Consider the following 14,376-nt stretch of genomic DNA (forward strand, 5'->3'; position numbering starts at 1 on the left):
CATAAGAGTCGTCTTCTTACATACTAATTCTACAGTAGTAAGTAACTTACTAACGAAATCATTAGTTAACTACAACGAAAGAAAGCTATTACGCTACAATAAAGCTATGCCTTTTCTTTATTCATATTGTTAAACGTTCCATTCTTCGATATTCCATATTTTCGTTATCCACGCTTCATAGAAAGATGGCTCATGTGAAACAATTAAAACCGTACCTTTATATTGTTTTAACGCTTCCTGTAAAGCCCTCTTAGTCTCTGTATCCAAATGGTTAGTTGGTTCATCTAAAATTAAAACATTGCTTTTAGTTACGATAAGTTCGCATAACCGTACTTTTGTTTGTTCTCCTCCACTTAATAATTGAATAGGTCTTAATACATGTTCTTCTTTCAATCCGCACTTTGCTAATGCTTGTCGGATTTCTTTTCTTGTCATGTCTGGCCTTCCTGCCCATACTCTCTCTAGTGCAGTTATTTCTGAGGAAAATTCCTCTTGTGCAAAATAAGCGGGTTTTACTCGTTCCCCAATAGAAACTGAACCGCCTAACGGTTTTATTTGTCCTAGTAATGTTTTTAACATTGTTGTTTTTCCAATCCCATTATGACCAATAATCGCAATCTTTTCCCCTTTTTTCACTTGAAAATCCAATTCCGAAAATAACGGTTCACCATAACCAATTTTCAGTTTCTCTACCTGTAATATACGACTCACTGGCTCAGTATAAACATTAAAATCAAAACGAGCGCGAGGTACATAGTTAACCTTTTCAACCTTTTGCATTTTCTCTAATACTTTTTCACGACTTTTTGCTTGTTTCGCTTTACGAATTTTATTTTTTTGAATAAAGCTCTCTAAATGTGCAATTTCCTTTTGCTGTTTCGTATATGCTGCTTGTAATTGTTTCTTTTGCAGTTCATAATTACGCACAAAACTATTATAATCACCTACATAGCGCTTAATTGTGCGCTCATCTAGATGGTAAATAACTTTCGTAATATTGTTCAAAAATACTTCATCGTGCGAAATGATAATATAAGCTTTTTCATACATTTGTAAATATGATTGCAACCATTCTATATGAGCTGTGTCTAAATAGTTAGTTGGCTCATCTAATAATAAAACATCAGCTTTTTCTAAAAGGAGTTTACCAAGTAATAACTTTGTCCGTTGACCACCGCTTAACTTTGAAACATCCTTTTCCATTCCTACTTCAAACAACCCTAAGCCAGTCGCTACTTCTTCAATTTCTGTATGAATTTGATAAAAATTAGAATTCTCCAATATAGTTTGTAACTCTCCATACCTTACTAACAATTTCCCTACTTCTCCTGCTCCAGCCATCTCTTCTGTAAGTTTTAACATTTCACGTTCAAACTCATACAGATTAGAAAACGCACTTTGCAAGTATTCTTCAATTGTTATACCTTCTTGCAAATCTATATGTTGTTGTAAAAAGCCAATCTTCACATGTGGAAACCATTCAATTTTCCCATCATCATGTATAAGTTCTCCTGTTAACAAGCGTAATAATGTTGATTTTCCAATTCCATTTTTCCCTACTAGCCCAACATGTTCACCCTTTAATAATCGAAAGCACGTATTATATAAAATGGTTTTCTCACCATATGAATGACTTACATTTTCTACTGTTAATATACTCATTTTTTCTCTCTCCTTTTCTTATGATCCATAAGCTAAATAGAGAGAACAACAGTATAAAGCCTTATTTAGTTATACATATAAAAAATGGGTAAGGTGAATACACCTTACCCATTACATATTATCGTAAGAAAGGATTAAGGTTCTTTACCTGCTGTCTTCAATTTAGCTTATTTGTTAAAAATGGGCAGACTTCTCCCATATCAAGCTAAAACCATTTGAAGAACAGTTGATAAAGTCATTTTATCCTTTCACTCCTTTAACATTTGTTATATTAAGAGTATAAACTACTCTCTTATATTCTATTCTCTATTTTTTCTTTTGTTCCTTCTCAGTTTTTTCATATTCTGCGTAAATTTCTTTATACATCTTTTCTAATGCGTATGGACTTGTAAAGATTAGCGTTAACGATTTCCAAATATAAATTCTTCTTTTAATTCGTGATGCTCCATACCATACTTCATTAATAAAATATGATTTTTTAATAAAGCCTTTCCTTCTTCAAGATTATCAGCTGTTAATGAATCAACTATTTGCTCTATAGATTTCATCTTTCTCCCCCTATATAAAAAAGCCTCTTAACAGCGATTATACCAAAAACTGTTAAAAGACTTTTTCTATTTTTTCATATAAGGAGCTAACACTCTCAGAATTTCTTCCTTATCCTTCTTCAACTCAAGTGATGTTAACATATCCATCGTTCGTGGTCTAGGTAATTTCACTTGTACCTCACCAACTATTGATGCTGGTCTTTGAGATAAAATAAATACGCGATCCGAAAGCAAGATTGCCTCATCTAAGTCGTGTGTAACCATAACGATTGTTTGCTTCTCTTGGTGCCAAGAGTTTAAAAGCCAACTATGTACTTCCATTTTTGTAAAGGCATCTAATTTTCCAAAAGGCTCATCAAGTAGCATAATTGGTTTTTCACATAAATATGTGCGCAAAAAACTAATTCTTTGACGCATACCACCAGACAATTCATCTGGATAATGGTCTGCATATTCATCTAGCTCAAACTGCTTTAATGCTTCCATTCCCTCTGTTAACCTTTGTTTTTTCGGCTTTCCTTCAATTTCTAATGGAAGTACTATATTTTGCAAAGCCGATCGCCACGGTAGTAATAAATCTTGTTGCGGCATATAACTTACAACATCTTGTTTTTTCACATGTTCCTCGTTATAAAATACCTCTCCACTCGTTGGCTCTTCAACACTCGCGATCATATTTAACAAAGTGCTTTTTCCACAGCCACTTGGACCTACAAAAGAGACGAATTCCCCCTCTTGTATAGAAGCGCTAATATTTTTTAATACATTCTTTCCATCGAAAGCTTTTACAACCTCTTTTATTAGTAATCCACTCATTTTTCACTTGGAAGGAATTCATTTGTAAAGGCATCTTTCACATCAATTTTCTTCTTAATAACTTTGTTGTCATATAAGAAATTCATGTAATTCGTCCAAACTTCTTCCTTCTGTACTCCCCACGCTTTTGCATCATCTTGATACTTTGTACTTAACCATTTTTGGCTTTCTTGTACTAATTCTTTATTCACATCTGGAACAGCTTTAATTAAAATATCCGCAGCTTCTTTCGGTTCTTTAATTGCAAAATCATAACCTTCTGTCGTTGCAGTCATAAACTTTTTCACAAAATCTTTATCTTGTTTCGTATGTTTTTCACTTGTAATAATAACAGGACTATAGAAATCAAGCGCTGGATCTAAGTCTTTCACCATAATCGTATTTAACTCTTTTCCTTGACGCTTCGCTTCAATTCCATCCCATCCGTAATAAATCCATTCGAAATCTGCATCACGACCGATCGATTTGAAGAAGTCTGTTTGTCCAAGAATAATTTTTTCGACTTTATTAAAATCAGCTTGATGTTTCTCCATAATCGTTTTTAACGTCGCTTCTTCTGCTGGTCCTCCCCAGCCGCCATAACGTTTACCTTCAAAATCTTTCGGTGACATCATATTATCTTTTTTTAGCGATGCAAAAGCAGAGGTATTATGCTGAATAATTGCACCAACAGAAACAACTGGGATTCCTTCAACACGAGCTAATGTTACATTTTCTTGTGCGCTTATCGCAAAGTCTGCTTTCCCAGAAGCAATCATCTGCTCTGCCGTTACATTATCACCAGGCTGGATAATTTCTACATCAAGCCCTTGCTTTTTGTAATAATCTTTCGCTTGCGCTACATATAAGCCAGTATGATTCGTATTTGGAAACCAATCTAAAACGACTTTTACTTTTTTATCTTTACTTGAACTTTCTTCTTTCTTCGCCGGATTACATCCGACAACACCAACTGCTAATAATGCAGCTAACATAATTTTTAAACCTTTTTTCATTTTCTGCCGCCCTTTCTGTATATCCATGGTGCTGTTATTCTTGCCATAAATTCAACAATAAAGTACAGACATAATGTCACCATGACGATAATCGCTGCAACACCAAATACACGAGCCGTTAAAAAGGATTTTGTCGCTCTCGTGAGCATAACCCCTAATCCTTCACTCGCTCCAAGCCATTCTCCAATAATCGCTCCCATCACACTATATGTAACAGCTATTTTTAAACCTGAGAAAAAGTACGGGAGCACTGCTGGAAATTTTACTTTCTGATAAACTTGCCACTTTGTCGCCTTCATCGTTTGTAACAACTTCAGCATATTTTTATCTACCGTTTGGAAACCTTCTAAAATGCTAAGCGCAATTGGGAAGAAACAAACAAGAATAACAACCATTACTTTTGGCAACATCCCGTATCCAAACCAAATAATAAATAATGGTGCTAGCACAACGATTGGAATTGTTTGCGAAATAACGAGCAACGGATTCATTAAAATCCGAAATAAAGGGATAACATCCATAATGATAGCAATACTAGTCCCAAGTAAAATTGCAAAAAACAACCCAATTATTACTTCCTGTAACGTTTGCACTGTATTCGGTAATAGTAAATCTTTCATTCCAATTAACTCTTGCACAATTGCTGATGGCTTCGGTAAAATCCACGGCTCAATTTTAAATAATGAAACAGATCCTTCCCATATAGCAATGAGAAGGATAAGCCAAATTGTTGTAATTATTTTAGATCGCTTCTGGTTTTGCATATTCATCACGGTACTTCCAAACTTTTTCGTCAATTGTTACGCCCGTACTTGGACGATAGTGAATTTTAATAGAAGTGATAACTTCTTCTGCCCCAGCATCGACGCAAGCTTGTTGCGCGCGTTTAATGACGTCAAGAAGTACATCTAATTCTCCTTCCAACGTTGTTTCCATTGCCCCTACTTCATAACGAACTCCCGACTGTTGTACAACTTCAATTGCTTTATCAACAACAGAATACACATCTTTGTTCTTCGCTTGTGGTACTACTGAAAATGAAATTGTAACTTGTTGTGACATAATAAAATCCCCCTTACAAAATATGTTTTCAAAAAAAGAAAAGGCTTTCCTACCATGTAGGAAAGCCTTGTATACAAGTTATTCTATAATAACTTATGCTACATCACTTTAAAGTAACTCCCTACGCTGGCATTATCCAGATCAGGTTGAGGGTCGATGTATACTTACATCCTCTCAGCCAATTGGCTCCCCGGTTCTTAATTCGTTTTCATTGTAGCATGATTTATTTTATTGAACAAACAAAAGCGTACATATCATTTCATTATTTTCGGAAAATATCCAACTTCTTCACCATGAGCTACTAACTGCTGAATAAATTCTTTATTAATCGCTGGCACTACCAGTTCTTTTTTCTTAATCCATTCATTTGTTCTACGTGTACCCATAACAATTTCAGATTGCTGCGCTCCATCTCCTGCAACTTGAGAAGCAATTAGCTCTGCTATTACTTCATTTCCCCTCGCTAATTCGAGTCCAGCATCTACATATTGCGAAAGCGGAACCATTTCAAGATTATATCCACATTCCTCAATTAGTTGTACAAAATGTTCGAATTCAACTTGATGTGGATGACAAATATGTAACGTCTCTCCTACAATTTGAGGATCTTGTAAATACGATACAATCGACTTACTAGCAAAGTCAATTGGTGTAAAGTCAATTTTCCACTTCACGTTTGGTGCCTTTCCGATTAGAAGCATTGTTTTAATAAGACGATAAAATGCATTTCCTTCAATATTTCGTTGGAACGAACCCGTTTCTGAATGACATGCTAAATTACCCGCACGATATATATTCCCGTGCAAACCACATTTCATCGCTTCACGAACAAGATTTTCCGCCTGTAGTTTACTATTAGAATACACATTTTCTAACTCTACATCATAGTTAAAGTCACCTGTTTCGGCATATATATCCCCTTGCTCCATCGCTAATTCTATCGGAATACCAATTGTTGAAATAAAGTGGAATGTCGCGCCTTCTTCAGTTAGCGCTAGCATACGACTTGTTCCTTGCACATTTACATTTTCAAACTGGGCTACATCTCCGAAATGCCTTACATCTGCGCCACAATGAATTACCGTATCAACCTTGGAACGAATTAATCTAAATTCTTCTTCACCCATACCAAGATATTCTTCCCCAAGATCACCAGGAACGGCTTGTATACGCTGTAACGACTCTTCACATATATCATTAAAGTAGCTTGCTAATGTATCTATAATTCTTTGTTTTACATCTTCTGTCGGTCTGACTAAACAATAAATAGTGGCAGATGTCCCTCTCAGCAATTCATACAATATGTGTGATCCCAAATAACCCGTAGCTCCTGTTAAGAATACATTTGAAATGTATGTTTTTTTCTTAACATTTGTATAAGTAATATTATTTGGCTCATGAATTACTTTATATTCGCAGAACACTTCTTCTGCCTCTACTTTTATTTCCCTCTCAATTCGAGCTAATCCGTATATCGTTCTTTCTTTAAAGAAATCTTGAATTGTTAAATGCGGAAAATCTTCTTTTAACAATGTTAAAACTCTCAATACTTTTAATGAATGTCCACCGATTGTAAAGAAATCATCATGTACACCAATCTTCGAGATTCCTAACACATCAATCCAAGCTTTCGCTATTCTTTCTTCAGCTTCATTAGACGGTGCAATATATTCTTGTAGACGAACTGGCTCATGCTCTTCTTCCAATTGCGCTAACCTCTTAACATCAACCTTTTTATTTGGTGTAAGTGGTAACTCATGAATATAAATTAATTTAGACGGGACCATATAATCTGGTAACTGCTCTCTCAAATCATGTATTAAATCTACCATAGCGACTTCATTAACAGTTGTATAGACAGCAACTAAATAATGGCTACCTTCTTCACTTTTCTTCGTAAATACAACAGCCTCTTTTATCATTTCATGCTTTGCAATTGTGTTTTGAATTTCACCTAATTCAATTCGGTGCCCTCTAATTTTCACTTGATTGTCTTTACGATGTAGAAATTCAATATTTCCATCTTCCAATATTTTAACGACATCACCAGTTTTATATATTTCACTATCGTAATTTAAAGGATGTGAAATAAACACTTCTTCTGTTTTTTCTGGTTTATTAAAGTAACCTTTCGCTAACCCTACTGATTCTATATATAATTCTCCTGGAATACCAATCGGACAAACTTTCATATTTTCATTTAAAATCCAAACTTTATAATTATCTGCTGGCTTCCCAATTGGAATACTAGCAAGTTTGTCGTTTAACTCAGCTGGGATTGGATACGTCGTTGTTGTAATCGTACATTCTGTCGGACCATATGCATTGTTTAGTTGAACATGGTTACCAATTCTCTCACGCCATAATTTCACTACTTCAGCAGTAAGCATTTCTCCACCAACTGCAACCCTCTTTAATGAATCTAGCTTATATTTACTTTCGTTCGGGAGGTATGTCGCTACTTGTTGCAAGAAAATTGTAGCTAAACCTAAAATAGACGTTGCCTTCGCGTCATAGATCGCACTTGTAAACGCATCAACTGAAAGTCTTTGCTCATCCAATAAAACATATACATTTCCACCGCAGAATAATGACGCAAACAACTCCCAAATAGATGCGTCGAAACTAAATGACGGGAACTGCGCAAAAATATCTTCTTCAGTTAATTCATAATGTCTTTGCATCCATGTACATAAATTAACTACCCCGCGATGTGCCAGCATTGTCCCTTTCGGGTTTCCTGTAGAACCTGATGTGTAGATCATATATGCAATATCATCAAGATGAATTGACAATTTCACATCTGCATCTGAAAATTTTTCAATATCATAAAGAGACAACTCTCGAATGCCTTCATACGGAATTTTTGTTTCTTTTGTTAGCACTAATTTCGATTGGCTATCCTCAATAATATACTGCACTCGATTGGCAGGATAATCTGGATCGATTGGAATATACGCAGCGCCTGCTTTTAAAACCGCTAATAAACTTACTACCGTATCAATACTTCGTTTCATGAAGATACCAACATAATCACCTTGCTTCACTCCATTATGTAATAACATATGAGCGATTTGATTACTCTTTTTATTTAGTTGTTCATATGTTAATGTTCCTTCTACTGAAGACAAAGCTATACGATTTGAAAACTTTGTTACTGTTTCATAAAACATATGTGCAATGCTCTTATTTGGATATGCCACTTCTGTACAATTTATTTCTTCATATACTGCTAATTCTTCGTCTGTAATAATATCCATATCTACAACAAATCGTTTTCCGTCTGCAATTCCTTGTTGTAATACGTGCTCAATTTGATTTATATAGCGAATGGCTGTTTTTCCTTCCAATTGCATTCCGTTATAATAAATCTCATAACAATTGCTGTTTAATGCTATAAAGTTTAACTGACTACTTATATTTTCTTTCCCTACTGTAATTGCAGGTTTACCCCATTTTTTCTCATCGTATTGTAATAATATCCTTTGTACTTCTTCCATGCTTTCTAACTGTACAATTTGGTCATTAATTTTCATCCTTAACTCTCCATAAGAAAGTTCATTTGAAATTGTAATACATAACGGATAACTACTCTGTCCCATGTAATAAGGAATCACAATACGTTTTTCATTACTCACATGATGTAACCAAACAAAAGTAGCTACTATTATATCTAATTTACTGTGTTCAATCGCTTGTAGATCCTTAATTTTCATTTGCTTATATTCGTTTACTTGAAAATCTTTCGGTATCATAAGCGGTTCATAACTTTGTTGCAAAAACTGTTCATATCTCTCCAAATATGAACGCTTTAAGAAAATACTCATACTGAATCCTCTCGCTCTCCATAAAATAAAGTGAACCTTTAATCAGCGGAGGATATTCATCCCCCGCTGATTAAAATTACACTTAAACATCTTTAAATTCAAATATAATACTATTAGTTAGAAATATAAGGTGTAGATTATATCTACACCTTATATTTATTATTAACTTTTAAATTCTCCAATTAACTCTTGTAATTCCTGCGAAAGCCAACTTAAAGAAGTAGCTAATTCTGCTATATCCTGCACAGACATTTCCTGCTCCTTCATACTCTCTTCAATATTACTACTACTATTCGCATACGTATTTGCAATATGTGATAGCTCATTTACAAATCGAACAATATTTTGGCTGTTTTGTAAAATATCACTTGAGTTGCTAGAAACAGCTCTAACTTGATTTGTAACAGATTGTGCTGACTTTGAAATTTTCTCAAAGAAGACACCACTACTTTGAACAAGCGCAATTCCAGACTCTACTTCTTTTGAGCCTTTCTGCATCGAGACTACTGCATCTTCTGCTTCAGATTGTGTTTCCCCTATTAATTTAGCTATGTCTTTTGCTGATGCTTCCGTTTTCTCTGCTAATTTACGAACTTCATCGGCAACAACTGCAAATCCTCGCCCAGCTGCCCCAGCACGTGATGCTTCAATGGAAGCATTTAAAGCTAGTAAGTTCGTTTGATTTGAAATACCTGTAATTACAGTTACAATGTCACTTATTTCTTTTGACCTTGTTTCTAACGAGTAAATGATAGAAGATAAATCTTGTACTGCATTTTGGATTAAACTCATTTGATTAATGATTTGTTCAATAACACCATTTCCTTCTATTGAATGGTGCTCCATACTTTCAGATGCGGTTGCCACTTGCTTGGCAGCACTAGTTATCTCTTCCATCTTATTTTCCATTTCGTGTACAATCCCTAAGCACTGTTGTACTGAAGATTCTTGCGACTGCGCTCCTGCTCTTAAACCTACCATAGAGCTTGCAATCTCTTGAACCGCCATACTATTTTCTTCTGTACTTGCCGATAATTCCTGTGAAGAAGTGGATACCTGCTCTGCAGTTTGCTTCACTTTATCTATAATTCCCTTAAACTTTTCAATTGTATTATTGAAATAAACATTGATTATACCAATATCATCTGGTCTTTCTTCCAACTTAATGCTTAAGTCTCCTTCACCCACTTTGCGCAAACCTTCTCGTAAATCTCGCAAAGGAGCAAGTGCATTGCGAACAATCAAGAATTGGATAACAGTCGCAATTAAGAGCGAAATACAAATAAATAGTAAACCTTGCATAGTAAATTTTTTCTTTGTAATGGGAATAATAGAAGCATCTATATCTGCCGCTACAATTGCGACAATATTTTTCTCTCCGTCTGTAATTGGCTCTAATATTGTCACCCATGAACCTAATTCATCTTCATATACTTCCGTCATTTGTGCTTTTTTCGTATCCATTAATTTATCGTATGCCTTCATCCAACGAACTGGTTGTTCATAATAGTCTCCTGATTTTACCGGGACAGCATTTGCTAACTCTGTAGTCAAACCGACAACTTGTAGCTCCGCTTTTTTATTTGGTTTTGCTCCTACAACATACGTTTGTCCAACACTTTTCAATTCTTCTGTAACTTCATCTAATTGCTTAGTTAATATCGCTTTCTTCTCTTTTTGCGCCGTAGGATCTTTCTCAACAGCTCTTACTACTTCTGCATCCAATTTATGTAATACCGCATCTCCTGTTTCAATAGACTGTCTTTCAAATAAAGACATCATACTAGTTTGAAACATATTGAAACTTAACGCCCCCATACTACAAACAAGCGTTAAAATAACTAATACAGTTAACAATACATTTTTTTGAAGAAACGATAGCTTATGCCAATATTTTTTCATTAACATCACCTTTCTAAATTCGCTCAATATGAAGTGAAAATATCCAAATATAAAAACATTAAATTGATAACAATTCTCAAATATAGATAAAAATAAAAAAAAGACCAATGAAAAAGCATTGGTCAAGACCAACCCTATCCGTCCGGTAACTGGCTAGCATAGTCGTTTGACCTTAGCCCCTGTAGTTTTGCGTCCTCATGTTTCCATCAGTTTGCCTTTCTCGCTGAACGAGTTGAACGATATGGGAGTTCTATGAGAATTAAAATATTCTCTTTCAAAGATTACAACATAAAAATTAAAATGTCCACTTATTTAGAGATGCAAATATAAAGTTTTAATGTATTATTTTTTCGAAATAATTTAACAAAATAAGTGAATGTTACATTTCTTGTGTTATATAATAAAAAACGTATATAACACAAGGATTATTTCGGATGTTTATTTAATTTTCATTCAAATTAAACTATTCGAATATATCTTAACTTACGAACCTCGGAGGTAGTTTATCATGTTTTGGCTACAATTTCTTACGTTACTACTCTGCATTTTTATTGGTGCACGCCTAGGCGGAGTTGGTCTAGGAGTAATGGGTGGCGTTGGTATGGCAATACTTGTTTTCGTCTTCCACTTACAACCTACAGCTCCTCCTATTGATGTAATGCTTATGATTTTAGCAGTAATTACAGCTGCCGGTGCTTTGCAAGCTGCTGGAGGAATGGATTACCTTGTCCACCTTGCTGAGAAAGCATTACGAAAAAATCCAAAGCGTATTACATTTTTTGCTCCTATTGTTACTTATTTATTCACGCTATGCGCGGGGACTGGCCATGTCGCTTATTCTGTACTTCCCGTTATCGCCGAAGTATCTCGCGAATCAGGAATTAGACCTGAACGACCAATGTCAATTGCCGTTATCGCTTCCCAGCAGGCAATTACAGCTAGTCCAATATCGGCTGCAACAGTTGCACTTTTAGCAATGTTAGCCGACTATAAAATCACCTTGTTAGATATTTTAAAAGTCAGCATCCCTTCTACTTTCATCGCTTGTATGGTAGCTGCATTCGTTGCTAGTAAAATGGGAAAAGAATTAAATGAAGATCCTGAATACTTGAAGCGATTAAAAGAGGGAATGATCCCTAAACTTGAAGAGAAAAAAGAATTTGTGGGTGTAAAAGGTGCTAAATTATCAGTTATCCTTTTCCTAGTAGGAACTTTCCTTGTCGTACTTCTTGGTTCATTTGAAGCACTTCGTCCGGGATGGATGGTTGACGGGAAGTTAGCTCGTCTTTCCATGCCAAACACAATTGAAATGGTTATGTTAACTATTGCAGCTCTTATTATTATTTTCTGTAAACCAAATGTAGAAAGCATTGTGTCTGGTAACGTCTTTAAAGCGGGGGCAACAGCAGTTGTTGCTATTTTCGGTATCGCTTGGATGGGAGATACTTTCTTTAACGGAAACTTAAATATGATTCAAGGATCAATTCAGCACTTAGTGACTAGTGCACCATGGCTATTTGCTATCGCATTATTCATTCTATCTATTTTACTGTATAGCCAAGCAGCAACAGTTCGTGCTTTAATTCCACTTGGACTATCACTTGGTATTCCACCAGCTTTACTAATTGCAATGTTCCCTGCAGTAAATGGATACTTCTTCATTCCAAACTACGGGACAATCGTTGCTGCAATTAACTTTGACCGCACTGGTACAACAGGCATCGGTAAATATGTATTAAATCATAGCTTTATGATTCCGGGCCTAATTGCAACATTCACTTCTATTGGAATTGGAATGCTCTTAATTTCAATTATGTTTTAAATAAAAGTACAAACCTACAATTTTAAAGGGTTTGTGCTTTTTTAATCAAACGTTTGTTTAAATATTTTTAACCGTCCATTCTTCCATTATGTTCTTTACTATTTGTGTAAAGTCCTCTGGGAAAAGATGACCTAATCCTTTTCTCACAATTAATTTACAGTTCACATTATATTTCTCGAACATAGACATTACTTGAAGTGTGTTTTCATAAAATTGATCTTTATCTCCCGTGACAATATATCCTTTCACATTCGTTATATCATTCGATATAACGATACTTTCAATTGCCTCTACATCTCGAATAGCAGGTATAACCGCAATAAATTTTTGAGTCGCTAACATATTCTTTAACGCTAACTCTATTGCTATATTCCCCCCTTGAGAAGCTCCCGCGATGATGATATCTTCCAAGTTATATTTATTTGTAAAATCATTAAAATTTTTCATAACATCTTTTATAGCTATCTCATGATTATCCCAGCTATAAGAATTCATTCCATATATTTGTGAGGATTGAGAAAAACCTAACATATACTCATGTAGTATTTCTTCTTCACACCAATATGGTGCAAAATCATTTATGTTTGATCCTCTCCAATGTAAAGAAAATATACCTGCCTGCGCTTTTTCATTTCCATAAGTAAATAATTTTGACTGACTCATCATCTGATGCTCCTTCAAAATCTCTTCGCACTTTTTGACTATCGGCTTAAAATCTATTTTATCCTGTAATCCTTTTAAATCTTCATCATGCATGAGTGTATATGGGTTCCACCAAATTCCCCTTTGTATGGCTTCATTAAGAATAGCAATTGCCTCTTCATGCTTACCTTCCACTGAATATGCACAAGCTTGCCAAAAACTCGTTTTATCCATTCTTTCAGGAAACTCCCTTTTCGTTTCATCTATGCATCTATAAACGGCATCAAATTCCCCTTTTTCAAATAAACGAAACAACTCATTTTGCAACTCTACAAACCTATTCCGTTTCAAACAATCTCCTCCCTATTTCTAATTTTTAATATCAAAAACAAACAAAAAGCTATGTAGCGTTTTAATACTACATAGCTTTTTTCTACAAACTCTTACTTACTTCCTCTACTAGCTTCTTCGTACTCTCATACGCAGATTCCGCTAAACTAATCGCAGAAATAACAGAGACACCATCCGCACCGGCTTCTATAACCGAAGCGGTATTTTCAATCGTAATCCCACCAATGCCAACAATCGGTATTGTAATTCCTTGTTCTCTAAAATGAGCTAAACCTTTCGTTCCTTGCACAGCTTTCGTATCTTTTTTCGTACTCGTTGGGAAAATAGGGCCAACACCTAAATAATCAGCTCCGTTTTCAATTGCCCAGCGTGCTTCTTCAATTGTATGGGTAGATACACCAACAATTTTATCTCCCATTTTTTCACGAACAGAAGTAATTCCTTCATCATCTTGTCCAACATGCACGCCATCTGCATCTAACTCAAGAGCTAGTTCCACATCATCATTTACGATGAATGGTACACCATACTCCTTACAAATTGCCTGTAGTTCTTTTGCGAAACAAATACGTTTCTCTCCCGTTAAAGCGCCTTCCCCCTTTTCACGAAATTGAAAAATTGTTATACCGCCTTCAAGTGCATCTCTCAATACTTGTAGTGGCTCCTTCGTACAATTGTTACTTCCCATAATAAAATATACCGATAGTAATCTAGACATTTCAGCCTTTGTAATACGCGGCATCTAGTTC

The 14,376-nt window shown here is 35.1% G+C and carries 11 protein-coding genes and 2 riboswitches; of the genes, 1 reads left to right on the forward strand and 10 read right to left on the reverse strand.

Going from position 1 to position 14,376, the window contains the following annotated elements:
• Positions 1 to 129: 129 nt before the first annotated feature.
• From CDB3_RS22645 to CDB3_RS22675, 8 genes are all read right to left on the reverse strand, one after another.
• Positions 130 to 1,662, reverse strand: a complete 1,533-nt coding sequence (locus tag CDB3_RS22645) for an ABC-F family ATP-binding cassette domain-containing protein (RefSeq protein ID WP_128856032.1) — start codon at positions 1,660 to 1,662, stop codon at positions 130 to 132.
• Between the two features lie 401 nt (positions 1,663 to 2,063).
• A complete protein-coding gene (locus CDB3_RS31835; RefSeq protein ID WP_179139746.1) occupies positions 2,064 to 2,210 on the reverse strand; it encodes a hypothetical protein in 147 nt (48 codons plus the stop codon).
• 66 nt (positions 2,211 to 2,276) lie between these two features.
• Entirely contained in the window at positions 2,277 to 3,026 is a 750-nt protein-coding gene (locus CDB3_RS22650; protein WP_128856033.1) for an ABC transporter ATP-binding protein, read from the reverse strand.
• On the reverse strand, positions 3,023 to 4,021 hold the full coding sequence (locus tag CDB3_RS22655) for an ABC transporter substrate-binding protein (RefSeq protein WP_128856034.1): 999 nt from the start codon (positions 4,019 to 4,021) through the stop codon (positions 3,023 to 3,025). Before CDB3_RS22655 ends, CDB3_RS22650 begins: the two co-directional genes overlap by 4 nt.
• Complete coding sequence (locus CDB3_RS22660) at positions 4,018 to 4,791, reverse strand: ABC transporter permease (protein WP_002091231.1); 774 nt, start codon at positions 4,789 to 4,791, stop codon at positions 4,018 to 4,020. Before CDB3_RS22660 ends, CDB3_RS22655 begins: the two co-directional genes overlap by 4 nt.
• Complete coding sequence (locus CDB3_RS22665; protein ID WP_000082898.1) at positions 4,763 to 5,083, reverse strand: MTH1187 family thiamine-binding protein; 321 nt, start codon at positions 5,081 to 5,083, stop codon at positions 4,763 to 4,765. The genes CDB3_RS22660 and CDB3_RS22665 overlap by 29 nt, the downstream gene beginning before the upstream one ends.
• A 101-nt stretch (positions 5,084 to 5,184) precedes the next feature.
• Positions 5,185 to 5,286, reverse strand: a riboswitch (TPP riboswitch).
• 51 nt (positions 5,287 to 5,337) lie between these two features.
• Positions 5,338 to 8,910 (reverse strand): non-ribosomal peptide synthetase family protein, encoded by a 3,573-nt coding sequence (locus CDB3_RS22670; protein WP_372708556.1) that lies wholly within the window; start codon positions 8,908 to 8,910, stop codon positions 5,338 to 5,340.
• 162 nt (positions 8,911 to 9,072) lie between these two features.
• A complete protein-coding gene (locus tag CDB3_RS22675) occupies positions 9,073 to 10,812 on the reverse strand; it encodes a methyl-accepting chemotaxis protein (protein ID WP_128856035.1) in 1,740 nt (579 codons plus the stop codon).
• A gap of 141 nt (positions 10,813 to 10,953) precedes the next feature.
• A riboswitch (cyclic di-GMP riboswitch) is annotated at positions 10,954 to 11,038 on the reverse strand.
• A gap of 282 nt (positions 11,039 to 11,320) precedes the next feature.
• Here CDB3_RS22675 and CDB3_RS22680 point away from each other — a divergent pair.
• Positions 11,321 to 12,634 carry an anaerobic C4-dicarboxylate transporter family protein gene (locus CDB3_RS22680; protein WP_128856036.1) on the forward strand — a complete coding sequence of 438 codons (1,314 nt, stop codon included), beginning with the start codon at positions 11,321 to 11,323 and terminating at the stop codon, positions 12,632 to 12,634.
• A 57-nt stretch (positions 12,635 to 12,691) separates the two neighbouring features.
• On the opposite strand, the gene CDB3_RS22685 is transcribed toward CDB3_RS22680, so the two are convergent.
• Both CDB3_RS22685 and thiE read right to left on the reverse strand, forming a co-directional pair.
• Entirely contained in the window at positions 12,692 to 13,627 is a 936-nt protein-coding gene (locus CDB3_RS22685; protein WP_128856037.1) for an alpha/beta hydrolase, read from the reverse strand.
• A gap of 82 nt (positions 13,628 to 13,709) precedes the next feature.
• Complete coding sequence (gene thiE, locus CDB3_RS22690; protein ID WP_001137418.1) at positions 13,710 to 14,369, reverse strand: thiamine phosphate synthase; 660 nt, start codon at positions 14,367 to 14,369, stop codon at positions 13,710 to 13,712.
• Positions 14,370 to 14,376: the final 7 nt, after the last annotated feature.

It is taken from the genome of Bacillus sp. CDB3 (genome assembly GCF_002081505.1).
Taxonomy (GTDB): domain Bacteria; phylum Bacillota; class Bacilli; order Bacillales; family Bacillaceae_G; genus Bacillus_A; species Bacillus_A cereus_AT.